22 protein-coding genes and 1 tRNA gene are annotated in these 23,239 nt (G+C 49.5%); 15 read left to right on the top strand and 8 right to left on the bottom strand.

Annotation, left to right across the window (positions count from 1 at the left end; translation table 11 throughout):
• The first annotated feature begins 3 nt into the window (after positions 1–3).
• The 7 genes from M3P05_RS02355 (at position 4) to serS (ending at position 8,018) form a co-directional block, all read left to right on the top strand.
• Complete coding sequence (locus M3P05_RS02355; protein WP_249697623.1) at positions 4–1,203, top strand: ADP-ribosylglycohydrolase family protein; 1,200 nt, start codon at positions 4–6, stop codon at positions 1,201–1,203.
• Between the two features lie 105 nt (positions 1,204–1,308).
• Positions 1,309–3,615, top strand: coding sequence for a DNA translocase FtsK (locus M3P05_RS02360; protein ID WP_332841992.1), 2,307 nt, complete (start codon positions 1,309–1,311; stop codon positions 3,613–3,615).
• 28 nt (positions 3,616–3,643) lie between these two features.
• The gene (gene lolA / locus M3P05_RS02365) at positions 3,644–4,387 is read left to right on the top strand and encodes an outer membrane lipoprotein chaperone LolA (RefSeq protein WP_249697624.1); all 744 of its coding nucleotides are present in this window, start codon (positions 3,644–3,646) and stop codon (positions 4,385–4,387) included.
• Entirely contained in the window at positions 4,384–5,721 is a 1,338-nt protein-coding gene (locus M3P05_RS02370; protein ID WP_249697625.1) for a replication-associated recombination protein A, read from the top strand. The genes lolA and M3P05_RS02370 overlap by 4 nt, the downstream gene beginning before the upstream one ends.
• Positions 5,722–5,808: 87 nt before the next feature.
• Positions 5,809–6,252 carry a deaminase gene (locus M3P05_RS02375; protein ID WP_249697626.1) on the top strand — a complete coding sequence of 148 codons (444 nt, stop codon included), beginning with the start codon at positions 5,809–5,811 and terminating at the stop codon, positions 6,250–6,252.
• A 69-nt stretch (positions 6,253–6,321) separates the two neighbouring features.
• Positions 6,322–6,702: a fluoride efflux transporter CrcB gene (gene crcB / locus M3P05_RS02380; protein WP_249697627.1), complete on the top strand. Its 381-nt coding sequence runs from the start codon at positions 6,322–6,324 to the stop codon at positions 6,700–6,702.
• A 23-nt stretch (positions 6,703–6,725) separates the two neighbouring features.
• Positions 6,726–8,018: a serine--tRNA ligase gene (gene serS / locus M3P05_RS02385; protein WP_249697628.1), complete on the top strand. Its 1,293-nt coding sequence runs from the start codon at positions 6,726–6,728 to the stop codon at positions 8,016–8,018.
• Positions 8,019–8,098: 80 nt separating this feature from the next.
• On the opposite strand, the gene M3P05_RS02390 is transcribed toward serS, so the two are convergent.
• Complete coding sequence (locus M3P05_RS02390) at positions 8,099–9,943, bottom strand: protein-tyrosine phosphatase family protein (RefSeq protein ID WP_249697629.1); 1,845 nt, start codon at positions 9,941–9,943, stop codon at positions 8,099–8,101.
• A 270-nt stretch (positions 9,944–10,213) separates the two neighbouring features.
• On the opposite strand from M3P05_RS02390, the gene M3P05_RS02395 reads away from it, so the two are divergent.
• Positions 10,214–12,367, top strand: a complete 2,154-nt coding sequence (locus M3P05_RS02395) for a ubiquitin fusion degradation UFD1 family protein (RefSeq protein WP_249697630.1) — start codon at positions 10,214–10,216, stop codon at positions 12,365–12,367.
• A gap of 129 nt (positions 12,368–12,496) precedes the next feature.
• On the top strand, positions 12,497–13,900 hold the full coding sequence (gene cysG / locus M3P05_RS02400) for a siroheme synthase CysG (protein WP_249697631.1): 1,404 nt from the start codon (positions 12,497–12,499) through the stop codon (positions 13,898–13,900).
• A 10-nt stretch (positions 13,901–13,910) separates the two neighbouring features.
• On the opposite strand, the gene M3P05_RS02405 is transcribed toward cysG, so the two are convergent.
• From M3P05_RS02405 to M3P05_RS02435, 7 genes are all read right to left on the bottom strand, one after another.
• Positions 13,911–14,558 carry a deoxynucleoside kinase gene (locus M3P05_RS02405; RefSeq protein ID WP_249697632.1) on the bottom strand — a complete coding sequence of 216 codons (648 nt, stop codon included), beginning with the start codon at positions 14,556–14,558 and terminating at the stop codon, positions 13,911–13,913.
• A complete protein-coding gene (locus tag M3P05_RS02410) occupies positions 14,555–15,097 on the bottom strand; it encodes a thymidine kinase (RefSeq protein ID WP_249697633.1) in 543 nt (180 codons plus the stop codon). Before M3P05_RS02410 ends, M3P05_RS02405 begins: the two co-directional genes overlap by 4 nt.
• Before the next feature lie 169 nt (positions 15,098–15,266).
• The gene (locus tag M3P05_RS02415) at positions 15,267–15,602 is read right to left on the bottom strand and encodes a TusE/DsrC/DsvC family sulfur relay protein (protein WP_249697634.1); all 336 of its coding nucleotides are present in this window, start codon (positions 15,600–15,602) and stop codon (positions 15,267–15,269) included.
• The gene (tusB, locus tag M3P05_RS02420) at positions 15,602–15,907 is read right to left on the bottom strand and encodes a sulfurtransferase complex subunit TusB (protein WP_249697635.1); all 306 of its coding nucleotides are present in this window, start codon (positions 15,905–15,907) and stop codon (positions 15,602–15,604) included. Before tusB ends, M3P05_RS02415 begins: the two co-directional genes overlap by 1 nt.
• A gap of 21 nt (positions 15,908–15,928) precedes the next feature.
• Positions 15,929–16,282, bottom strand: coding sequence for a sulfurtransferase complex subunit TusC (gene tusC / locus M3P05_RS02425; RefSeq protein ID WP_249697636.1), 354 nt, complete (start codon positions 16,280–16,282; stop codon positions 15,929–15,931).
• Between the two features lie 7 nt (positions 16,283–16,289).
• Positions 16,290–16,682: a sulfurtransferase complex subunit TusD gene (gene tusD / locus M3P05_RS02430; protein WP_249697637.1), complete on the bottom strand. Its 393-nt coding sequence runs from the start codon at positions 16,680–16,682 to the stop codon at positions 16,290–16,292.
• Between the two features lie 197 nt (positions 16,683–16,879).
• A tRNA-Ser gene (locus tag M3P05_RS02435) sits at positions 16,880–16,970 on the bottom strand.
• Positions 16,971–17,128: 158 nt separating this feature from the next.
• Here M3P05_RS02435 and M3P05_RS02440 point away from each other — a divergent pair.
• From M3P05_RS02440 to M3P05_RS02465, 6 genes are all read left to right on the top strand, one after another.
• On the top strand, positions 17,129–17,809 hold the full coding sequence (locus M3P05_RS02440) for a Bax inhibitor-1/YccA family protein (protein WP_249697638.1): 681 nt from the start codon (positions 17,129–17,131) through the stop codon (positions 17,807–17,809).
• 125 nt (positions 17,810–17,934) lie between these two features.
• Complete coding sequence (locus tag M3P05_RS02445) at positions 17,935–18,180, top strand: hypothetical protein (RefSeq protein WP_249697639.1); 246 nt, start codon at positions 17,935–17,937, stop codon at positions 18,178–18,180.
• 166 nt (positions 18,181–18,346) lie between these two features.
• A complete protein-coding gene (locus M3P05_RS02450) occupies positions 18,347–19,798 on the top strand; it encodes an NAD(P)-binding domain-containing protein (RefSeq protein WP_249697640.1) in 1,452 nt (483 codons plus the stop codon).
• A gap of 111 nt (positions 19,799–19,909) precedes the next feature.
• The gene (locus tag M3P05_RS02455; RefSeq protein ID WP_249697641.1) at positions 19,910–20,245 is read left to right on the top strand and encodes a hypothetical protein; all 336 of its coding nucleotides are present in this window, start codon (positions 19,910–19,912) and stop codon (positions 20,243–20,245) included.
• 519 nt (positions 20,246–20,764) lie between these two features.
• Entirely contained in the window at positions 20,765–21,946 is a 1,182-nt protein-coding gene (locus tag M3P05_RS02460) for an ABC transporter ATP-binding protein (protein ID WP_249697642.1), read from the top strand.
• Positions 21,947–21,962: 16 nt separating this feature from the next.
• Entirely contained in the window at positions 21,963–23,222 is a 1,260-nt protein-coding gene (locus M3P05_RS02465; protein WP_249697643.1) for an ABC transporter substrate-binding protein, read from the top strand.
• Positions 23,223–23,239: the final 17 nt, after the last annotated feature.

Here is a 23,239-nt window from a genome sequence, read left to right on the forward strand (position 1 = left end):
GTAATGAATCAGCAGGCTTTGGCACGCAGCATGTTTCTGTTTGTTTTCTGGGGGCTTGCCACTGGCTGCCAGGCTCAGCAGTCGCTGCAAACGTGGCAGGTGCAGCAAACGCAGCAGGCACAGCAGGCACAGAAAGGTACGTTGGACGGCGGTATGACAAACACATCTGTTTTATCTCACGAAGATCGTGCAACCGGAGCCATTATGGGGCTTCTGGTTGGTGATGCGCTCGGACTTGGAACTCACTGGTACTACGATATGGCTGCCTTGGAGAAAGATCATGGCAGCTGGATTGATCACTATGTTGATCCCAAGCCTGATAGCGATCATAAATTTGCTGAAGTCAGCAAGTTTCGTTATGAGCAGGGCCTGAGGGCAGGGGATATATCCCAGACCGGACAGATTTATACTCTTCTGCTAGCCAGCCTTGCTGAACAGGGGCGATTCAATCCTGAAGATTTCTGGCCCCGGCTTGATAAGTTTTTCAAAGACCTTTCGGGTGAATCTTATTCCGGCCGTTATACCGAAAGCCTGATAAAGCTCCTGATTAAAAAGCGCAGGGATGGCCTGGCATGGGACAGCCCGGGAATGGCAACCGGTCAGGATGTTTCCGACGGAGCCCAGTTTTCTGTGCTGCTGGCCGCGAGCTATAGGGAACCACTTGAGCTGGCCAGAGAGGCCGATCGTTTACTGAAAGTGATGTATAACGACCACTCAACCCGGGGCAATCAGATTGTTTATGCGCTGGTGGTTCAGGGGCTTATCAATGGAGTCGCTGTTCAGGATCTGAATATCTATCTCAAGGGACTGGCCAGAAACAAAGAGATCTATCAGCTGGTCGGTAGTTATGACCGGTTCCTGACTCCGGGGTATGGCGAAGTGGCACAGCGGCAGGACCTTGTCCGTATTGAACAGCCCAAATATATCAGCCATGTCTACGGGATGGATTGCGAGTTGATGCATATTGTGCCTGCCGCCTATTACCTGTTTTATCGTTTTCCTGACAGCTTTGAAGATGCTACTTTGGCTGCCAGCAATGGTGGTGGGAATAATATGGCCCGTGCTGCCTTGACCGGCGCCATGGCGGGAGCAGCTAACGGTCTTTCCGGGATTCCTGCCGGTTTCATTGAAGATTTAAAGGATGGCAAGCATTTCGTTGCTCTTGCCAGGAGTCTCGAAAGGAAAGTATCAACCCTGAACTGATCTGCCCGGATACTTATATCTGACTTTTGAAATACGGATGACTGCATTTTCCCTGCAAAAAACCATACAATATAACTATTTAGAGTCACGGACGCGGAAGGCAGTGTGAAGAAAGGCAAAAGTCAGAGTGCAGGGGAGGTGCTGAAAAGGCAGGTATATCTTCGTCTCAGGGAAGGGCTGATGCTGGCGCTGACTGTGCTAGGTATTTTTCTGGCGATGGCTCTTGTCAGCTACAGTCCTACAGATCCTGGCTGGACCCATATCGGGACAGCCGGTTCAGTCAGCAACCTTGGTGGACGGGCCGGAGCCTGGTTTTCTGATGTTTTGTTGAACCTGTTTGGTTATCTTTCCTTTGTGTTTCCCTTTCTTCTGCTAGGCAAAGGCTGGCAGGTGTTTCGTGACCGTCATGAACCCGAGCCCTGGAATGGTGCCATTTTTACCCTGCGTGTGATCGGGCTGGTGTTGTTCCTGATCTGTGGTGATGCGCTGGTCAGTCTGCATGTTGGTTATACCGGCCTTCTGCCATCTTCCGGTGGAGGCATCATTGGGCTGCAGACTGTGCAGGTGGTTGAGCCACTGCTCAGCTTCCATGGCTCCACCCTGGTTTTCTGCGCTTTACTGCTGTTTGGTATCACTCTACTGACGGATCTGTCATGGTTCGCGCTGATGGATGCTATTGGAGCCTGGGTTCTGAAGGGTTGGGATCTGTTTGTTCATGGCTGCAAGTCTTTGGTCTTCTGGGTGAAATCCCTGAAAGAGAAAAGGGCAGTGGAACAGGCACGGAAAGAACGTGAGCAGGTTCTTATCCAGGAGAAAGTCAAGCAGCAGCGTCGTGAACCGCCGCGTATTGAACCTCTGCCTAAACCTCCCGAGCCCAGCCCAAAAGTCGTTAAGGAAAAACAGCAGAATCTATTTCTTAATGATTTACCCAGTGGCGAAATGCCGCCGCTGGGTCTGCTTGATACACCGGATCACAGCCAGAAGAAGGGTTACTCTTCCGAGTCCCTAGAGGGCATGTCCCGCCTTCTGGAGTTGAAGCTGAAAGATTTCTCTGTCGATGCTGAGGTTGTTGCGGTTCATCCCGGACCGGTGATTACCCGTTTTGAAATTCAGCCTGCTGCCGGTGTTAAGGTCAGCAAGATTACTAATCTGGCCAAAGACCTGGCCCGCTCACTGGCAGTGATCAGTGTTCGGGTTGTTGAAGTGATTCCAGGTAAGTCGGTTGTCGGTATTGAGATACCCAATGAGGATCGGGAAATTGTCTATTTCAGTGAGCTGATCTCCTCAAAGATTTTCGACAGTGCTGATGCGGCCCTGACTCTCGCCCTGGGGCACGATATTGGCGGGCAGCCGGTCGTTGCCAATCTGGCTAAGATGCCACACCTGCTGGTGGCCGGTACTACGGGTTCCGGTAAATCGGTAGGTGTGAATGCCATGATTCTCAGCATGCTGTACAAGGCTTCACCTGATGAAGTCCGGCTGATTATGGTAGACCCCAAGATGCTGGAACTGTCGGTTTACGATGGTATTCCCCACCTGCTATGCCCGGTTGTGACCGATATGAAGGAAGCAGCAAATGGCCTGCGCTGGTGTGTGGCCGAGATGGAGCGTCGCTATAAACTGATGGCTGCTATGGGCGTCAGGAATATCGCTGGCTTTAACCGTAAGGTCAACGATGCAGTCAAAGCTGGTCAGCCACTGCGTGATCCCCTGTACCAGCCGGTCTCAGCAGAAGATGAAGCACCGGAGCTGCAGATGCTGCCATTCATCGTAGTGGTGATTGATGAATTTGCCGACATGATGATGATTGTCGGGAAAAAGGTTGAAGAATTGATTGCCCGTATTGCCCAAAAGGCGCGGGCCGCCGGCATTCATATGATTCTGGCTACCCAGCGACCCTCTGTGGATGTGATTACTGGCCTGATCAAGGCCAACGTGCCAACCCGTATAAGCTTCCAGGTCTCTTCCAAAATTGACTCCCGTACCATTCTTGATCAGGGCGGGGCAGAGCAACTTCTTGGTCATGGCGATATGCTTTATCTGCCGCCGGGAACCAGTCTTCCCATCCGTGTGCATGGTGCCTTTGTCAGTGATGATGAAGTGCATCGCGTGGTTGCGGACTGGAAGAAGCGGGGAGAGCCTAATTATATCGAAGAGGTTTTAAGTGGTGCTTCGGATGAGGGCGGTGAGTTTTCTGCGGATACGGATCATGAACAAGACCCACTTTATGATGAGGCGGTGGCCTTTGTCACCGAATCCCGCAGGGCATCGATCTCTTCGGTTCAGCGCAAACTGAAAATTGGATATAACCGATCTGCCAATATCATTGAGGCGATGGAAAAAGCTGGAGTTATAAGCCCAGCAGGAACCAACGGTAACCGTGAAGTTATAGCGCCCCCTGCTCCTCGGTGATGAAAAGTGTAAAAGAATTCAGGTCATTATGAATAACAGAAAATTCAAATTGCTGGCTGGTGCTGTTGCCTGTGTGGTGACTCTATCCAGTGGCTCCATTTATGCTGAAACCAAGACTCCTGTTAAGACCAGTACCGCCAAGGTTCAGGTGACCGGGCTTAAGGAGCGTGAAGCTGCCAGCGAGTTGGCCGGGCTGCTGTCCGGTATCACTACCCTGAGTGCCAGCTTTGAACAGCAGACGCTGGATGACAGCGGTCGTCGTCTGCAGGAAAGCAAAGGCGATATGGTGCTGAAACGCCCCAACCTGTTTCGCTGGAATGTGACTTCACCTTTTCCCCAGGAAGTGGTGTCTGATGGTTCCCGCGTCAGCTATTACGACAAAGATCTTGATCAGCTGACCCTGCAGGATATTGATACCCGTACCAGTGCCACTCCAGCTGTTTTGCTGAGTGGTGATGCTGCAAAAATGCTGGAAGGTTTTACTGTGACACTGTCCCAGAGTGGCAAAGAGCGCTTCTTTACGCTGTTACCCAAAGGGCAGGATAACTCCTTCGAAGAGCTGCAGCTCTCTTTTCATGACAAGACGCTGAGAGAGATGATGCTTACGGACACTCTGGGTTCCCGGACACGTATCTCTTTCCTGAATCCGAAGGTTAATGAGCCGGTTAAAGAGAAAATGTTTGAGCTGTATGTACCACCCGGTGTTGATGTGATTGATCAGACCTCGGTAGCTCTGAAAGGTAACTCTGGCACGAATACCTCCAAACCATGACCACACAATCACTGTTTGCCCAGCCGGGCGTTGCCTATGAACCTCTGGCAGCCCGGATGCGCCCCAGAACGCTGGATGACTATCTTGGTCAGGAGCATATTCTTGGCCAGGGGAAGCCTCTGCGCGTAGCTCTTGAGCAGGGTATGCCACATTCCATGATTCTTTGGGGGCCTCCCGGTGTCGGCAAGACCACGTTGGCGCGTATTGTCGCCAATGTCTGCGACGCCCGCTTTGAGAGTCTGTCTGCGGTTCTTTCCGGTGTAAAAGATATTCGGGCTGCAGTTGAGCGGGCCAAGATGGATCGTGCCCAGTCCGGGCGTCGAACCATTCTGTTTGTTGATGAGGTACACCGGTTCAATAAATCCCAGCAGGATGCTTTTCTGCCTCATATTGAAGATGGCACGGTCATCTTTATCGGGGCAACAACCGAGAACCCCAGTTTTGAACTGAATAATGCATTGTTGTCCCGTGCCCGGGTCTATGTCCTGAAATCTTTGGATAACAAGGCATTACGCAATGTTCTTGATGCGGCGCTTTCTGATCAGGAGCGTGGGCTGGGAGAGCAGAAATTTACTGTCTCAGAAGATGTTCGGGATATAATTGTTCAGGCCGCTGATGGCGATGCCCGCAGTGTTTTGAACCTGCTTGAAGTGGCTTCCGATCTGGCCTCAGAAGGTGAGATTACCCGCGAGATTATGGAAGGTGTGCTGGTGGAAAACCTGCGCCGTTTCGATAATCACGGTGAAGCCTGGTATGACCAGATCTCTGCGTTTCATAAATCGGTTCGTGGCTCCAGCCCAGATGGTGCATTGTACTGGATGGCGCGCATTATTGATGGTGGTGCTGATCCACTTTATATCGTACGCAGGCTGGTGGCGATTGCCAGTGAGGATATCGGTAATGCTGACCCCCGCGCGCTGGAAATGGCACTGAATGCCTGGCAGGCCTTTGAGCGTTTGGGGGCACCGGAAGGTTATCTGGCTATCGCACATGCTACGGTTTACTGCGCAAGCGCACCGAAGAGTAACGCGGTGTACCGGGCCATGGCCGCTGCCTTTGAGGACGTTCGCAATAACCCGTCTCACGAAGTGCCGCTACATTTGCGCAATGCGCCTACCAAGCTGATGAAGAATCTGGGGTACAACGAAGGCTATCGTTATGCCCATGATGAAGACAATGCCTATGCCGCTGGTGAGTGTTACTTCCCGCCAACTATGGAGCCAAAGAAATATTACGATCCGTCAGACAGAGGTTTAGAAAGAAAGATTAAAGAAAAGCTGCAATGGCTTGATTCTCTTGATAAAGCTTCATCTAACCAGAGAAGAAAAGATTAAATTTTCTTTTCTGGTGTACAGGTTGCAGGCTAACTGTTCAAAGCGATACATTACTGATCATCACCTAACTAGATAAATAATTCCGTTATGAGCGATACCGTTTACATGGAGATGGCGCATTCGCTGTCAAAACTCTCCAAGTGTGTGCGTCTGCAGGTAGGTTGTCTGCTGGTTAAGGATGGTCGGGTTCTTTCAACCGGTGTGAATGGAACGCCATCGGGTTATACCAACTGCTGTGATGCAGATTATGAAGAGCATCATGACTGGTCACTGCGCCACGAAATTCATGCCGAGCTGAATGCTGTGATATGGGCTGCTCGCTGTGGCACTGCCATTGAAGGTGCAACAGCCTATGTGACCCATAGTCCCTGTGACCAGTGCACCAAGAATCTGCTGGCGGCGGGTATCAAACGAATCGTTTATGGCATTCAGTATGATCGCAACCCTCAGGAAGAGTTGTCGCAGTTCTGCAGGGAAAATGGAGTGACCATTGAGCAGGTGGAACTGGCTGAGATGATGGAGCCTGCCTAAGAGAGTCAAGTTTTATGTGGTAAGATGGTGTCATCTTTCTGAATGTCACTATTTCCCACAGGTTTTCCCATGCAGTGGCTGGCTATTGCCGCAGGTGGCGCAATTGGTGCGCTGTTACGTTCTTTTATTTATCTTGGTTTCGCTGAAATAGGCAATCCGAGGCTATTTCACGTACCAACTCTGGTTGCCAATATCGCTGGTTCTTTTATTATTGGCATTTCTTACTATGCGCTGGTCGAACATGCGCTGTTGCCTTCGATCTGGCGCCAGTTTCTTGTTGTTGGCTTACTTGGAGCCCTGACTACGTTCTCAACCTTTTCACTGGACGGATTCCGGCTGATACAGGAAGGAGAAGTAGCTCAGGCGTTAGTCTATATGCTGACCAGTGTTGTCGGTTGTCTGCTGGCCACTGCAGGTGGTTATGTTCTCGCCAACCGGCTTTTTAGTTAACTGTTACAAGGTTGTATCAATCCATGCTGGACCCTAGATATGTTCGCGAAAACCCGGAAGTGGTTGCCGAACTTCTGAGCAAGAAAAAATTCATTCTCGATGTTGATCAGATCAAGTCCCTGGAGTCCGAGCGCAAGTCGGTACAGGCCAAGGCTCAGGATCTGCGTGCCGAGAAGAAAAGGGCTTCCAAGCAGGTCGGTCAGCTGATCGGTCAGGGCATGTCCGTGGACGATGCCAAGGCCCAGGTTGCTGAGCAGCTGACTGCTATTGACGCACAACTGACTGAATTCGAAGCCAAAGAAAAGTCAATTCTGGGTGATCTGGATGCCATGATGTTCGGCATTCCCAACCTCCCTCACGAATCTGTGCCTGAAGGTGACAGTGACGAAGAGAATGTTGAGCTGCGTCGCTGGGGCACTCCAAAAGAGTTTGGCTTTGAAGCCAAGGATCATGTTGAGCTGGGTGAGAACCTGGGTCTGGACTTTGAAGCTGGTGCCAAACTGTCTGGAGCCCGCTTCGTAGTGATGCGCAACAAGATTGCCCGTCTGCACCGTGCTCTGGCTCAGTTTATGCTAGACCTGCAGACTCAGGAGCATGGCTACGAAGAGTGCTACACCCCTTACCTGGTACACGGTAAGGCGTTATTCGGTACCGGTCAGCTGCCCAAGTTTGAAGAAGACCTGTTCAAGACCACTGCTGCCGAACAGGAACAGCCTCATTACCTGATTCCAACGTCTGAAGTGACTCTGACCAACCTGGTGGCAGATTCCATTCTGGAAGCTGATGAGCTGCCTCTGAAACTCACCGGCCAGACGCCATGCTTCCGCAGTGAAGCGGGCAGCTATGGTCGTGATACCCGCGGTATGATCCGTCAGCACCAGTTCGAGAAAGTGGAAATGGTGCGTATCGTTCACCCGGATACTTCTTTCGACGCTCTGGATGAAATGGTGGGCAATGCTGAAACTGTCCTGCAGAAGCTGGAACTGCCTTACCGTGTTGTCACGCTGTGTGGCGGTGATCTGGGCTTTGGTGCCACCAAGACCTACGATCTGGAAGTGTGGCTGCCAGGGCAGCAGAAGTATCGTGAGATTTCTTCTGTCTCCAACTGTCTGGATTTCCAGGCCCGCCGTATGCAGGCCCGTTTCCGTAATCCGGAAACCGGCAAGCCTGAACTGGTTCACACCCTGAACGGTTCCGGTCTGGCTGTTGGCCGTGCGATGGTTGCTGTTATTGAGAACTATCAGGATGAGCAGGGCCGTATTCATATCCCTGAAGCTCTGAAGCCTTATATGGGTGGTCTGGAAATTATCGAATAATTTTCTGCTCGCATTTAAAAGCCTTGCTGTTTATGGCAGCAAGGCTTTTTCGTAATCAGTATCTGGGTGTGGGTGTGGGCTTATGGAAGGTTGTTTTCTTTGATGTAGTGGAACATCTCATGCAGAGATTTCCTCTGCGGACCTGTTTGTACTGCGTTTTCGCCTCTTTCTTCCCGCATTTGCATAATCAGCGAGTCAATCGTTTCATCCAGGTTTTCCTCAGTCACCTGACCCCGGCGAATCAAGTCAAGAAGGTTTGCTGCCACGAATGCTGTTCCAGTTCGGCCAACTCCGGCAGTACAGTGCATAGCCAGGTTTTGTATGGAATCGTCGCTGATATAGTTGGCAAGTTGATAAAGTTTATCCGGTGTAAGAGGGGTTTTATCTTTCCAGTCCTGGTAGTGATACCTTGAAATTTCCCCTGTTTCTCCTGTTCGGCTATCTGTAACCTGATAGGTTGAGTGAGCGCCATCCTGATTGATCAGTGTGATTTCCATACCATCGTAGTGTTTAGTATCCCCTGGCTCTGTTGGGTAGTAAGCTTTGTGGCCATCTATCTTCTGGGTTAGATCAATAATAACTTGTGTTCCCTGTTGCAGAGTCATACGCCATAAAACACCCATGGCATGACTATTGGCTCTTGTATCGTCGGTTTTTTTATCTAATTTGTTGTTGTTTTTCGGATATTGGGTTGCTATTGCTCGTTTCTTTCCAGCAACTGTTACGCGGTTCGCATGGATTTTGCCTGGATAATCATAATAATTACCATCACTGGCCTGAAGGGTTATCGGAACATTTGTATCAGCGGGTGATTCAATATTTCCAAATCGGGATAGCTTTTTGGGGATATCAACATGCTTGATATTCAGGGCTTCTGCTTTGGTTTTTAGCTCTGAAAAGTGTTTGGCATTCGTGGAAAAAGCTGTGCGTGAAATATCGGCTCCAATTTGAACCTGGTTGATTAGGTGAGGCATACCCCGATCGTACTTGTCGAGGTCACCAGTTTCTCTTATTTCAGCAGCATCTGCATGAAATATGTCATCTGTATATCCCAGCCCCCCCCGGAGTGCTTCAATGAACCGAGCCCGGAACTCATCCTGATTTTCAACTTTGCCTTCAAATTTCTTCAGGTGGAAATCGGCTACTGTTGATTCATCGGCGCTTAACTCCAGTGGATGCTCTTTGAGATAAAGCTGTGCCTGAGATAATGCTTTATTCTTTAACTGGCCGTTTAAATCTTTTCTGGCGGAAAAGGTTGTCTGGGATATTTGTTTCGCAATTGTCTTTTCTGTGTTGGCTGTTCGTTTATTCCGGGCCTGCTTTGCCAGTTCAAGGCCGGTTAGCTGGGCAGCTCGGATTTTTACAGCTGAATAATTTTTTGAACTCTGGCTTTTTGGATCTGCTGTAATTTGATATTTGATCTTATTAAGTTCTTCTTCGAGTGTTTTGACAAACTGTAGATCTTCAGTCTGGCTCAGGGCATCTTGTAAACGGGCAGAAGTGTCTCCTCCTTTAGCTAATAAATACAGTTTATCGAGTTCGCTCTTTGGTGAGGCGGATGTGGCAGGTGTTGAGGCTTGAGATGTGGGCTCAGTTTGATTTGGAGTTGACTGCTGGACTTGAAGTAACAAGTTACGAGCAACTTCAACAGTCGCGGCCTTCCTTTGGCTAAGTGCGGTTTTCGTCTGGGGATTGAGTACTTGAAGTTGATCAACAAGCCTGGTCTGCTGGCGCAGGGTAATAACCTTGGCAATCCCGGGCAGAATCGATAATAACTTAAAGCGTCCCTTGGCTTGACCTGTCTTTATCTGGAATTCGCCGTTCTTGCCCTTAACAATACGAACTTCATCATCCTTGTTGAGGCCCTCTAGTTGTTTAAGAGCTGTATCAACCTGGATAGGCCCTGAGCCGTTTACCGTCCCCATAATCTCTCCTGACTTTAATCCTGTGGCTCCACCCCATAACTGTAGTGTCCGCCCTACTGCTTGGCCGTTTTGGTGTCATTATTCCCAAAGGAATAGAGAGTTGGGGGTGCTGTTAGCGCGTTGCTTGCATGGAAATGGCAGATAACTGACGACTTTCGAAGAGGTTGTTTGGGTTGCGGGCGGGTTTTCTGGCACGTTTTGTCTAAACTTGCACCTCCGACAAGGAGTGGACATGGATAAGGGGAACAAGGCATTAGTCAGAACAACAAAATGATAGCGAAACCAGCTGTGAAAACAGGTCTTCCATTGGCACTGCTAATGGTGATGATTTTTACTGTGACCTCAGTCAGGGCTCAGGTGTTCTCGTCAACTTCTGAAGGGGTGTGGCTCGGTAGTGGCAATCAGACAGTTTTCCTTCAGGGTTTTTCGCCTTACTCCTTTGCCGCGAATCTTGCAGTGCTGGTTGGTACAAAATATCTAAGCTCTTTTGATAACTCCGCTTATCAAAATCTTCCTGGCTGGTTTACAGCCAATGCAGGCCTATGGCTGTATCGGGCCAGCATAGCCGCAGGCATTATTGGAACAGGATGGTCCTTTGCCTCGGTTATGGACAGTCTGGAACTGATTCCCGGCCAAGACAAAAGAGTTGTTGTTGATTTGAAACTTCCGGATGTCTCTCAGCGGCTGGTTTTATTTCACCAGATCAATACCAGTGGATCAGCCCTGGTGATTCTTCGTAATCCCCTTGTTGAGCCTGTACCTATTGTTTCAGGTGTCGATGGTGTGACAAGGGCTCTTCTTGGGCTTCACAAGGAAATGGCCGCACATTATATCAGTAGGCTTGAGCTGATTCCCTTCGTGGGAAAGTCGGGTAATGGTGCCAAGATCAGCTGGCGGGGTGACAGTGGTAAATGGGTGCATATGACGCTTGGTGAGCAGTTATCTGAAAGCGATGCTGAAACAGGCTGGCTGACCTTGTCCCGTCATCCTGAGAAAATCATTTCTTTGCTGCATCCCAGGTTTCTCGATCATGTTCTAAAGGTCATACGAAATGGTCGGGTTGCTGGTGTTACACCACTTGCGCCATTGCCTGTTTTGCCGGTTGAGCGTTCTGGAGCTGATCACTGGTCAGTGATTCTTGACCCTGTTTCTTCTTATCCGGTCATTCTGGAAGGTGCTGACAGCAAGAATGGCAATATCAGAAAGCTCAAACTTGTTTCTGCTGGTGCAGATCTAACCGGAAATCATCACTCAATCTACCAAGTACCCAGATATTGGTCGGCGCTGGCAGAAATGGCGATTAATATCGGAAGCCTGATGATTGATCCGCGACCGGTGCCAGAAATTGGCAGTGGCGGTGATGAGCAGATGACCAGTTCACGTTATCACTTGCTGCAGGCTGGCAAGGCAGGAGTGGCTGCCGGTGGTTTTACTGCGGGCATCACCAGAAAAGGCCCGCGCCTGACTTATACAATTACCGAGACCGATGATGTCGCCAATCATCGGGAGAGGATCAAAGATACTGATAAGGTGATCCTGGGGGAGGGGAGTATTCGTGAGCTGGCTGCACATGGAGTGAATCTTCCCTACCAGTTGGAGTTTTCGGGAGCGGGAGGCAAAAAAGCCTGGGGAACAATGCTGGAAGAAGCAGCCCCCGCAGATCAGATAATGATGTCCAACCACTTGCTGCGGGCCCTGGATCTGAAACCCGGTGATCAGGTTTCAATCCAGCCAGTAGAGCTGAAAGCGGGTAATAAGGTTGATCTGAAAATATTGAGTGGCCCTTACCGTTCCGATGGTGAACTTTCTGAAGTATTGGATAAAGAGCTCCCAAGAAAATATACGGTCCTGAGCGAGAACGAAAATATTTATGTTTCTGATGGTTATGATGAATGGAAGATGAAAGTCACCAAGCTGACACCCGAGAAGGTTGTGTCATCACTCAATGTCGATATGGACGTGCAGTTTGATCACCCTAAAGACTGGCCTACCGAGCAAGAGCTTTTGCTTACCGGTAGTCAGGAGCCATTTACCGGCAGAGGGGAGTCCTTGGGTGGTCGTATCACTTATAACGCTCCCAAAAAGAAAGAAGATACTGACTCTTCCCCAATAGACCTGAATGATATGAAGGCCAGAGCCAGTGTGAATACCAAGAATGGTCAGACAGTGATGGTTAGAGATTCATCAACCAGTCATGAGTATGCACCTGTTCATCTTCACCAAGGGCATGAGTTTAACCGCTTCAAGGAAGAAAGGGAGAAGCAAAGAAACGAAGAACAACAGTATGAGGCGTTCAATAATGCCACTCAAATAAGTGGTGGAAGAGTTGTCGATGGGGGTGTTGATTCAATACCCGATATTCAGGTGATTCGACAGCAGCGGCTGGAGTATTTAAACCGTCAGCAGCTTAAAATGAACCAATGAGTTCTTCGTAAAAAGGCTTTGAAGTTATCAAATGGTTTCTTCAAGTCTGGTCTTGGTGTATTGAGGCGAGTACAGTATTGACCACTCTGTAGCGGGTAAGATTTCCCGCTGGTCTATAAGTGGTTCTGTATGGATTACCTGCCTCTATTTTTAAATCTCAAGCAACAACGGGTTCTTGTTGTTGGAGGGGACGATGTCGCCCAGCGTAAAGTGACCCTTCTTCTGGCTGCCGGAGCTCATATCCGACTGGTTGCTCCGGAGATTAAATCTGAACTCTGTGACATGCTGAAGAGTGAGGAACACCAGCTTGTTCGGCGTGAATATCGTGCCGAAGATTGTGGTGGGGCACGGTTGGTTATAGCTGCTACTGACTCAGACCAGATCAATAAACAGGTAGCGAGTGACACGGAAAAACTAAACCTTTTCACCAATGTGGTAGATGGCGCGGATCTGGGAAGTGCCATTATGCCGGCCATTATTGATCGCTCTCCTTTTGTTATCGCGCTTTCCAGTGGCGGCAAAGCTCCGGTTCTGGCACGCCTCCTTCGCACCCGTCTTGAGGGTTTGATTCCCCAGGGATATGGGCGTCTGGCCCAGCTGGCTGGTCTGTTCCGGGAACAGGTCAAGACAAAATTCAGTTCCATTAATGATCGGCGTTACTTCTGGGAAAAGGCTTTGACAGGTGCTGCTGCTGAAGCGGCTATGGCCGGTGACCAGGAAAAGGCTCAGGCCTTGATGGCTGCCGAGCTGGCCGATCATTCCGAACAGTCGATGGGTGAGGTTTATCTTGTTGGTGGTGGGCCTGGTGACCCTGACCTGCTGACCCTTAAGGCGTTGCGCCTTATGCAGCAGGCTGATGTGGTTCTTTATGACCGGTTGGTTTCGCCGGAAGTGCTGGCGCTTTGTCGCCGTGACGCAGATCGGCTTTACGTTGGCAAGAAACGGGATAAACACGCCCTTCCACAGGAAGAAATCAACCAGCTGCTGGCATGTTTTGCGCGTGAAGGGCGGCGGGTTTTGCGTCTGAAAGGAGGAGACCCCTTTATCTTCGGGCGAGGCGGAGAGGAGATTGAAACCCTGGCTGCGGAAGGTATTCCTTTCCAGGTTGTTCCCGGGATTACAGCTGCTTCAGGCTGCGCGAGTTATTCCGGAATTCCTCTGACTCACAGGAACTTTGCTCAGTCCGTCCGGTTTGTCACTGGTCATCTTAAGGATGGTTCGATTGATCTGCCCTGGCATGAGATGCAGGATGATCGGCAGACTCTGGTTTTCTATATGGGTTTGATGGGTCTGGAAGAGATTTGCCGGCAGCTGATCAGTCACGGTCGTGGAGAAACGACACCGGTTGCTCTGGTTCAGCAGGGAACAACGCAAAAGCAAAGGGTATGGACAGGAACTCTGGAAACAATGCCAGGAATTATTCAGCAGGAGAAAGTAAAGCCACCGACTCTGATTATTATTGGCGGGGTCGTTGAGTTGAGAGGGAGTCTTGGGTGGTTCCAGCCGGAGCCGGAACCAGAAACATGGCGTTAAAAAGAAGCGGTTAAGCCGCTTCTTTTGTATCTTCACCAATGATATTCAGAATCTGGCGAGCCACTTCTTTCTCGCAGCCGAAGTTATCCCACTCCAGAGTCAGCAAAGGAGTCTCCATCTCACGGCAGATTTGAGGCAGACAGGCTTCGTGGAAGTTGTGCAGATCCTTCAGGTATTCCAGTGGAGTACCATCTTCAGCAGCGCGTGCGCGGTTGATCAGGCGGTCGTAGGCAACCTGAGGTGTGGTGCGCAGGTATACGACTGTACTGATACGTGGGTAGTCAGTCAGACGACGCTTGATGTCGTAGTAGTAATCCATGTACATGGCGTCAGGGCGTTCCATGGACAGGAAATTGGCCTGAGAAAAAATCAGGTCAGAGTACAGGGAGCGCTCGATCAGGTAGTTCTTGCTGGAGTCCAGACCTTTCACTAACTCGGCACGGCGCTCGGTAATGTACTTCTGGAAGCGAATACGACGGTTGGCATCGTGAGGGTGCTTGGTGAAGTCTTCCAGCAGTTCGGTAAAGCGGGCATCATCAACCGGCTCTTTCAGAGGCTCCCAGCCCATTTCTTTGGCCAGGCGGGGAAGCAAGGTGGACTTACCTGCGGCGATGTTAGCTTCAACAGCGACAAAGTGGTTGGTCTGGTCTTTGATCATTCGCAGGTCTCCAGGAAACACTCGGTGCATACAGGGAAATAGTGTTCATCGTGGCCGACAATAATGGTGCGTCCATTGGTCTGGCCGGTAAATTTTGTGAACTGGGCGGGTTTGCCACAGGTGCAGTCGGCAAATACAGGATCCAGTTTCTGGGCGAAGCGGGTAATGGCTTCGGATGCGGCAAATGTTTCACCGCGATAATCTGTCAGCAGGCCGTAGAAACGAACTTTCAGGCCATTCAATGACATCCGGATGAGGGTGTTGATAGTTTCTTCGGGAAGAAACTGGGCCTCATCGACCAGCAGGTGTTCCGGTTGCTCGTTTTCAACGATCTGGGTCAGAGTCTCAGTCGAGTCGAAAACAAAGCAGGGTAGCTCGCGACCGTTGCGGCTTTTTACCTTGTTGTCCGGAGAGCGGGTATCAATAGCCGGACGAACGACAAGGACAGAGTGATCCTCTGACAGCGCGTAGTAATCGCCAATCAGGCGCGCAGTTTTGCCGGATTTCATCGGGCCATAAATAAATGTGACGGGGCTCATGAAATGATTCTTTTTTCCTGCCGGGTGTCGTCGATTCGGTGAGGCGCGAACTATAGAGTTCAGCCGCTTCACCGGCAATAAGTAGATGAAACGCTTGCAATGTTTTAATGCCGGCGAATGGTGAGAAATCTGTCTTTTTCTCGTAAAAAGAGTCCGTTTTACGGGAATGTCAGAAGCAGTTTGTAGGGCGCGGCAGACCTGCGATACGGGCAATCACTTTAGCCGGGCTGCCGGGAAACAGTTTCATCAGATAGATGCTGCGGCCTTTCTCTTCGCCTAATTGCTCTTTTACAAACTTTACAAGGGGTCTTTGACTTGGAGCAAGCTCGAAGGTTTCGTAAAACCTGCGGATAAGTGTGATGATTTCCCAGTGATTTTTACGGAGTTCTATCTGCTCATCCAAAGCAAGGGCATTGGCCACATCTTGGTTCCAGTCTCCCAGATTAACCAGATAACCATCGTTATCCAGAGGGATGGAAGAGTTGTTCACAATCAGGTCTTTCATCAGAACCAGCTTAGTGTCTTGGTATGTTGTTCTGTCAGCTGTACAAAACCGTCGTAGTCTATAACCTGTACCCATTCCGGTACCATTCTGCTAAGCCCCCTGGCCTGGATATCAGCTTTCAGGCAATACAGGCTGTGGTTTTGCGACAGGGGTTCCAGGGCTTTGGCGCTAAGGCTGTTTTCAATAATGGCGTTAACACCATTTTCGATAAACAGAAGGGCATCATTTTCTGCCAGCGCACACTTTGCCAGATCAAGGGCCGGAGCGCTGGCGGATTTGTTAACTGTGTGAAGTATTCTGCTCATGCTGTTTGAAAATCGAGGAGGTTAGAAATTTAACACCCGGTCCTGTTCACGGATAATGCCAGGAATATCAGAACGCGAAACCTGTTTTGCCTTAAGAAGCAGCTGTTCAGCTTGAAGACCAAAAACCAGCATATCTTCACGGCAGACCAGAATATTCTCAATTCCGTACATCTCCAAGGCCTGAAGCATGGCTCCGGTATTCTTCTGAGGAAGTTCACCGGGTTCCTGCTCCGCAACCAGCTGCAGGACGCCATCTCCCATGAACAGCACAGTGGCATTCATATCATAAGAGGCTGCGACCAGCAGGCTTTCAATACCATCACGGGCCAGAGTGCTGCCATAGGGCGCATGAGAGCTGATAAAGCAGAATTTCATGGTCCGGTTAATCCCCAAAAGTTATGACGTGATCAGACGTTGCCGCACCGTCTATCAGCTGGCCAAGCCCGGAAAAATTGAAGGGAGCATCAATATTATGTGACACCTTGTCATAACGTCGGGCTTCCCGCTCATCGACCAGCCCTCTCTTAAGAGCGGCTGATATACAGATCACCAGATCAATTTCATGCTCTTCAGCCAGCTCTTTCCACGCTTTATGGAGGTCAGCTTCCCCCTGTGGGGCAACAGTCAACCCGGAACCGATATGGACGGCATCCCGGAAAAAGAAGGCGCGCGCAATTTTATGACCTCTGTTCAGGGCCGCGCGGGCAAAACTCAGGGCTGTCTGGCATGACTGGCTGGAAGCCGGAGCGCCATGAATAACCAGTGTGTAGTTCATAACTGTGACATGGATTGCGATGGCGTGGATTCTAGCATGAGCTGATCACAGGAATCATTGTGAAACTGAAAGCTGTCTCTCTGCGTATCAAAGCAAAGAGGTGATCATGGTTACAAAGTCAGATGGAATTATTGCAGGGGTTATCTGTCGTAAACGAAAAAGGCCCGAAACCTTGCGGTCTCGAGCCTTTCGTAAAATGGCGGAGGGACAGGGATTCGAACCCTGGGTAGGCTATTAACCTACGCCGGTTTTCAAGACCGGTACTTTCAACCACTCAGTCATCCCTCCGAAATCTTCGTTGAACGTCAGTGCCGTGCGCCGAAGACGAGGTGAATAATACTGAAATAATCTTTGTAGTCAATGCCATATAGCTTGATTTGCGAATTTTGCGCAGTATGCTTATGGCATAGACTAATTCTTCGGAAACTACCTGCAGGGAGTACATTATGGCTCAATCACCCTCACCATATGTCCGTGAACAGGCCGTACAAGGCGGTTTGGGCATAAACGTAAACAAGGTTATCAAGAATACATATATGCTTCTGGGTATGACCTTGCTGTTCAGTGCAGCCATGGCCTGGGTGTCTATGTCTATCGGAGCGGGCTTTATGAGCCCCATTCTGTCACTGGTAATCAGCCTTGGTCTGTTGTTTGCCGTACAGGCGGCCCGTAACAGCATCTGGGCGCTGCCTCTGGTGTTCGCTTTCACCGGCTTCTTTGGATTTAACTTTGGACCGCTGCTGTCAGTTTATCTGGCTAATCCGGCCCTCAGCGAAATCCTGATGACGGCTCTGGGCTCCACGGCCTTTATCTTCTTTGGCCTGTCTGCCTACGTGATGGTTTCCAAGAAGGACTTCAGTTTCCTGCGTGGCTTTGTCTTCGTCGGGCTTCTGGTTCTTGTTGGCGCATCACTGGTGAGTCTGTTTGTCGATATGTCCGGTTTAAGCCTGGCAATTTCCGCTGGTGCGGTACTGCTGGCGTCAGCCCTGATCCTGTTTGATACCAGTCGGATTATTCACGGTGGTGAAACCAACTACATCATGGCAACTGTGAGCCTGTACCTGGATATCTATATGCTGTTTATCCATCTGCTGAACCTACTGACGGCCCTGAGTGGTCGTGACTGATAGGTTGCGCTGTCTGAAAACCTCGCCTCGGCGAGGTTTTTTATGCCTATAATCTTTCTGTAGTTCTTTCGTACCAGTTTTTATGGGTAATGATTTCAGTGACAGGTGGGGGGCAGGAGACAGCAATGAGTGGTATTAAATGGACAAAAGTCACTCTCAACGTATCGAAGAAACAGGCTCCGGTTCTCTATAAAGTGAATCCGGCTACGTCAGGAAGTCGGGAGGTGATTGAGTTACGGGATAAGGAGATGTCCCTGCTGGGAATGATTGAACGGGGTAAAAATGCTGAAGCATCCAAAGAGGCTATTGAAACCGATATCCATCTCTACCTGCAGGGTTGTTTGAAGGTCAAACCTGATCTGTTTGGCTAATTTGTCGCAAGTGGAGGAGTATCAGCTGATGCTTCTCCCTCTATCTTTCCCTTCCTCCATCATTCTTTCAATAAACGCATAACCAGGCTGTTACCCGTTATGAACCACAAGTTTTTCTGTTGATCGAAATCATTACCCGATACCTCCCTATAAGAGAGCCAAGCCTTTGACTCCAGTATCTGCCTCTGGTCGGCAAACACATTCCCAGCAAGGGTGCGATGAAGATCATCCATCAGCCTCTCTCAATGGTCGAACGATTAACACAATTATTGTTGGAAGTGGTCCGACTGCACTGATGGTTGCCAGAATTCTAAGCGGCCGGGAATTTTTCCATGGTCAGAAAGAGTGCGGGGATATGCAGCATCTGGCTTGTCAGGAGTTCGAGGGGCGCGTCTATTGGGATGAGTTTCCTGAATCGCTGAGTACCAGCCGAGGGAAAACCCCGGCTGGCAACTGGTTTGACAGTTTTCGCTTTCTTAATGGCACTGATGAGCAGGTTCATTGCCTGAAATGGCGTGATGATCCGGACAAGGCCGTAGACTGGCATCTTTTCAGTGAACTGCCGCCGGGAGGAAGCTGGCAGACCTACCGCAGTGATCAGATGACCATCAGCCCTTATACCTATATGGAATTTCCGGACTATCCGCTGGATACCTGGTTCGCTAAGGGAAATCCTCATGAATGGGATGATACCCGCCCGGGTAGAAAGAAAATTATTAATAGCCAGTTATGCCCTTATTTTGAGACATATGCCTCTTCCCTTGATCAGTCTCGAATGCATACTGGCTATCGAGTTATTGATGCCTGGAAGGAAGGTGGTCTCTGGAATGTGAAGGTGAGTCTACAAAATCAATCTGGCTCTGAGCAGATTCTGAAGTGTCGCAATCTGGTCTGTGCGGTGGGTAGCACTCATATTAACCGGAAGGGAGTACCCGGTGAAGATGCTGCTCACGTCAGTCATACAACCCGTGAAGCCTTTGAAAAAATAAAGCCTGGCCAAAAGATTCTGGTGCTAGGGAGTGGTTTATCTGCAGCCGATGTGATTATTCATGCCTGGAAACAGCAATGCCATGTCACGCATATCGTGGATGGGAAAACTATCGAGGATGGTAAAAAACATATTTCAAAAAACTCTCCCCTCAGTTCATCAAAAGTGCTCTTTGCCCTTAAAGAGCTTAAGGAGTGTCCCGAGCATCAGGGGCTGGTTAATGTGATTGAGGAACCTGCAGGACATGAGAACAAATACACCCAGCTGAAAGACTGGCAGCTGCAGGCCATGAGCGAAGGGAAGTGTGAGCTGTTAACTCCAGAGAAAAAGAATGAGACTTTTCGTTTTCATCATGTCGCCATTCTTATTGGCAGCCGTCCTGATCTCTCATGGTTAAAAACAAAGTTCACTGACAAGCAGCTGCTCGGTCTCGAGGTTATAAATTGCTCAACTCATGAAGGTTATGAAGATAGTATAAGAGGCCTCTTTATGGTCGGGGGATGTGTGGGCGAGCCTTTTCAAAGGTTTGTTTTCGGCCAGGCCATTGCCGCTGGAGAAACTATAAAGGCTCAAAAACCGTTAACCAGAAATAGTTCAACGCCAGATGTTGGTGATAGCAGTCAGGATTAGGCTGACAATATTCACCTACGCAGGTTTCGTTAACATAGTAAAACATGCTGCTGGTGGCGGCACCGCTGAGCTGGCTATAATTGCATCGTTTTCAAGCTATAAGTGTTCCCAATGTCTCAAGAGATCAATATTCAGGATATTCAGACCAAATTAACTGCCAGTCTGAAAGATCTTTATACCAAGTCCCAGAAAGCGGACGAAATTCTGGAAAGCCTGCAGAAGGACAAGAAAGGAAATTTCACTGCCATCTTTCAACAGGACTCAGGCTTTAATGCACGGGCAAACCGTTTCCTGCCTTATCTGGTTGAACTGTCTGATGAGGTGCAGAGTCTGCCAATTATGGAATCCGAAAATCAGGTCCCAAAAATTCAACAGATACTAATAAAAATTAAACTTATGCATGAAGTTTTATCCCAGTTCCATAGTCTGGAAGATGCACCGGCTTAATTATCTTCCTGATAAGTTTTTTTTTGATTTCTTCAGCCACATAATAAATATGAACTCCTAATTCATTTTAATTGTGTGGCTGGAGTATCTCTTTGTTTGAATCTTTTTATTACCTGTTTGTTTTTGTCTTATTGAGCCTTTACTGGGAATGAGTAATTTTCCGGTAAAAATCTAGGCATTGAATTAAAAAAACAGTGTTCTTTCCAATAATCGCAATGAGCGCTTTCGGGTTTTATGGTACTAGTAGATCAACTTCACGACGGTGAAGTAAAGAATAATTGTAGTGCTGTACGATTCACACTCACTGCCTTGTAACAGACAGGTGCTTTCTCTTTGGGGGTAAAGAGAATTAATGATGCTCTCAAGACAATGTTTGATCGTGTTTGATATGTCTTGATATGAGCACTCACGGTATTGTGAAGCCGTTCGCACTTTCTTCGTTATAAAAAAATCAGCAAACCAGTTTCATTCTATCTCTCCCAACTGGTTGACGGTTAAGTTACAGGTAGTGCCAGCACAATGGCGAAAGTCGAATTAAAGAGTGTTGTCAAACGCTTTGGTGATGTTCGGGTTGTACACGGTATTGATCTGGAAATAGCAGACAACGAATTTATTGTGCTGGTTGGCCCTTCCGGCTGTGGCAAATCAACAATCCTTCGCATGGTTGCCGGTCTTGAATCTATCAGTGATGGTGAGATTTATATTGGTGATCGCTGTGTGAATGAAGTTGATCCCAAAAGCCGCAATGTTGCCATGGTGTTCCAGAACTATGCGCTGTATCCCCATATGACTGTGCATGACAATATGGGTTTTAGCCTGGATATGGCCAAGCGCCCCCAGAAAGAAATTAACGAGAAGGTGCGCAAGGCCGCTTCCATGCTCGAACTGGAACCCTATCTTGATCGCAAGCCGGAAGCACTTTCCGGAGGGCAGCGCCAGCGTGTTGCCATGGGGCGTGCCATAGTACGGCAGCCGGATGTCTTCCTGTTCGATGAACCTCTTTCCAATCTGGATGCCCAGCTGCGTACCCAGATGCGTATGGAGCTGAAAAAACTCCATATGAAGTTCAGCACCACCACTATCTATGTGACTCACGATCAGATTGAGGCCATGACTCTGGCTGACCGCATCGTCATTCTCAAGGATGGTCTTATCCAGCAGGTGGGCACACCTGTTGAAGTCTATGAAAAGCCCGCCAATGTTTTTGTCGCTCAGTTTATTGGCAATCCTCCCATGAATATTCTCGAAGGTACTGTTGCCAGGGATCAGGGCAGGCTGGGTGTGCGAACAAAACGCTCCTTTTTCCCGCTGCAGGAAGACAGAAAGAACCTGTGGGAAGGGCAGAAAGTTCTGTTTGGCCTGCGTCCGGATGCCATCAAGATTGGAGATAGCCTGAACCGTATCCCTCCCGAATGGCGCTGTACCGCCCAGGTGGAGCTCACGGAAATTCTCGGTGGTCAGTCGTTGCTGGATCTGGTGGTGGACGACGAAATCAGTCTTATTGCAGAAGTTGAAGGACGGGTGCAGATGCAGGCCGGTTCTTCAGTTGAAGTCGGTTTTTGTTTCGACAGAGTCGTGCTGTTCGACCCTGAAACGGAAGAGGCCCTTTCCTCTGTGGCCCAGCTCGAAGGAACAGCTGAGGGAACCACCCCGGAAAGAGACATCGCTCATAAAAAGGAAATTGAAGTCCATACCAATTAAGAAGGAGGGACGGACTATGTTGAAAAAACTGGGGATCGCTGTCTGCGCATCCGCAATGCTGACTGCTGGTGCTATTCCTGCACAGGCTGCTGACAAGGTTGCCGACGAGCTGGAGATTTTCTCCTGGTGGGCCGGTGATGAAGGCCCTGCACTGGAAGCCCTGATTGATATCCATGGCAAGAAATTCCCCAAGGTTGATGTGGTTAACGCCACTGTGACCGGCGGTTCCGGTGTGAATGCCAAGGCCGTTCTGAAAACCCGTATGCTTGGTGGTAACCCACCCGACAGCTTCCAGGTTCATGCCGGTCAGGAACTGATCGGTACCTGGGTAAAGGCTGACCGTATGGAAGACCTGACTCCTCTGTTTGAGCAAGAGGGTTGGATGGATGTCTTCCCTGAAGGTCTGGTTAAGCTGATCGGTACTGATGACGGTATCTGGTCTGTGCCTGTCAACATTCACCGCTCCAACGTGATGTGGTATGTGCCTGATAATCTCAACAAGTGGGGCGTTCGTCCTCCACAGAACTGGGAAGAGTTTATTGAAATCGCTCCCAAGCTGAAGGCCCAGGGTGTTGTTCCTTTGGCGCTGGCTCAGAACTGGACTGCCAACCACCTGTGGGAATCCGTTGCTCTGGCCTCTCTCGGTGCCGAGAAGTGGGACAAACTGTGGACTGGCGAGCTGCCATTCAACAGCCCTGAAGCTGTAGCAGCATGGGATCTGTTCGGTAAGGTGCTTGACTACACCAACACTGATGCGTCTTCCCTGTCCTGGCAGCAGGCTACCGATATGGTTGTTGATGGTCGTGCGGCCTTTAACGTGATGGGAGACTGGGCTGCTGGTTACATGAGCACGACCAAGAAGCTGAAGCCTGGTACTGGTTTTGGTTGGGTTGCCAGCCCTGGTACCAACGGTCAGTTCATGTTCCTGGCTGACTCCTTCGGTCTGCCCAAGAAATCACCAAACCGTGATCAAGCGATTGAATGGCTGAAGATCCTCGGCTCTAAAGATGGCTCCGATGCATTCAACCCACTGAAAGGTTCTATTTCTGCCCGTACTGACAGTGACCTGTCCAAGTACAACGACTATGCCAAGTCTGCTTCCAAGGACTTCAGTCATGATCGTATCGTCGGCTCCCTGGCTCACGGTGTGACTGCGAATGAAGGCTTTATGAATGACTTCGCAACCGTTATGGAAATGTACCTGAAGACCCGCAATTCTGATGCGGCTGGTAAAGCGATGGTTAGCATTGCCATGAAGAACAAGATTGGTCAGTAAGACAGTCTTATAGCCGG

The sequence above is a fragment of the Parendozoicomonas callyspongiae genome (genome assembly GCF_023502345.1).
GTDB classification, from domain to species: Bacteria; Pseudomonadota; Gammaproteobacteria; order Pseudomonadales; family Endozoicomonadaceae; genus Sansalvadorimonas; species Sansalvadorimonas callyspongiae.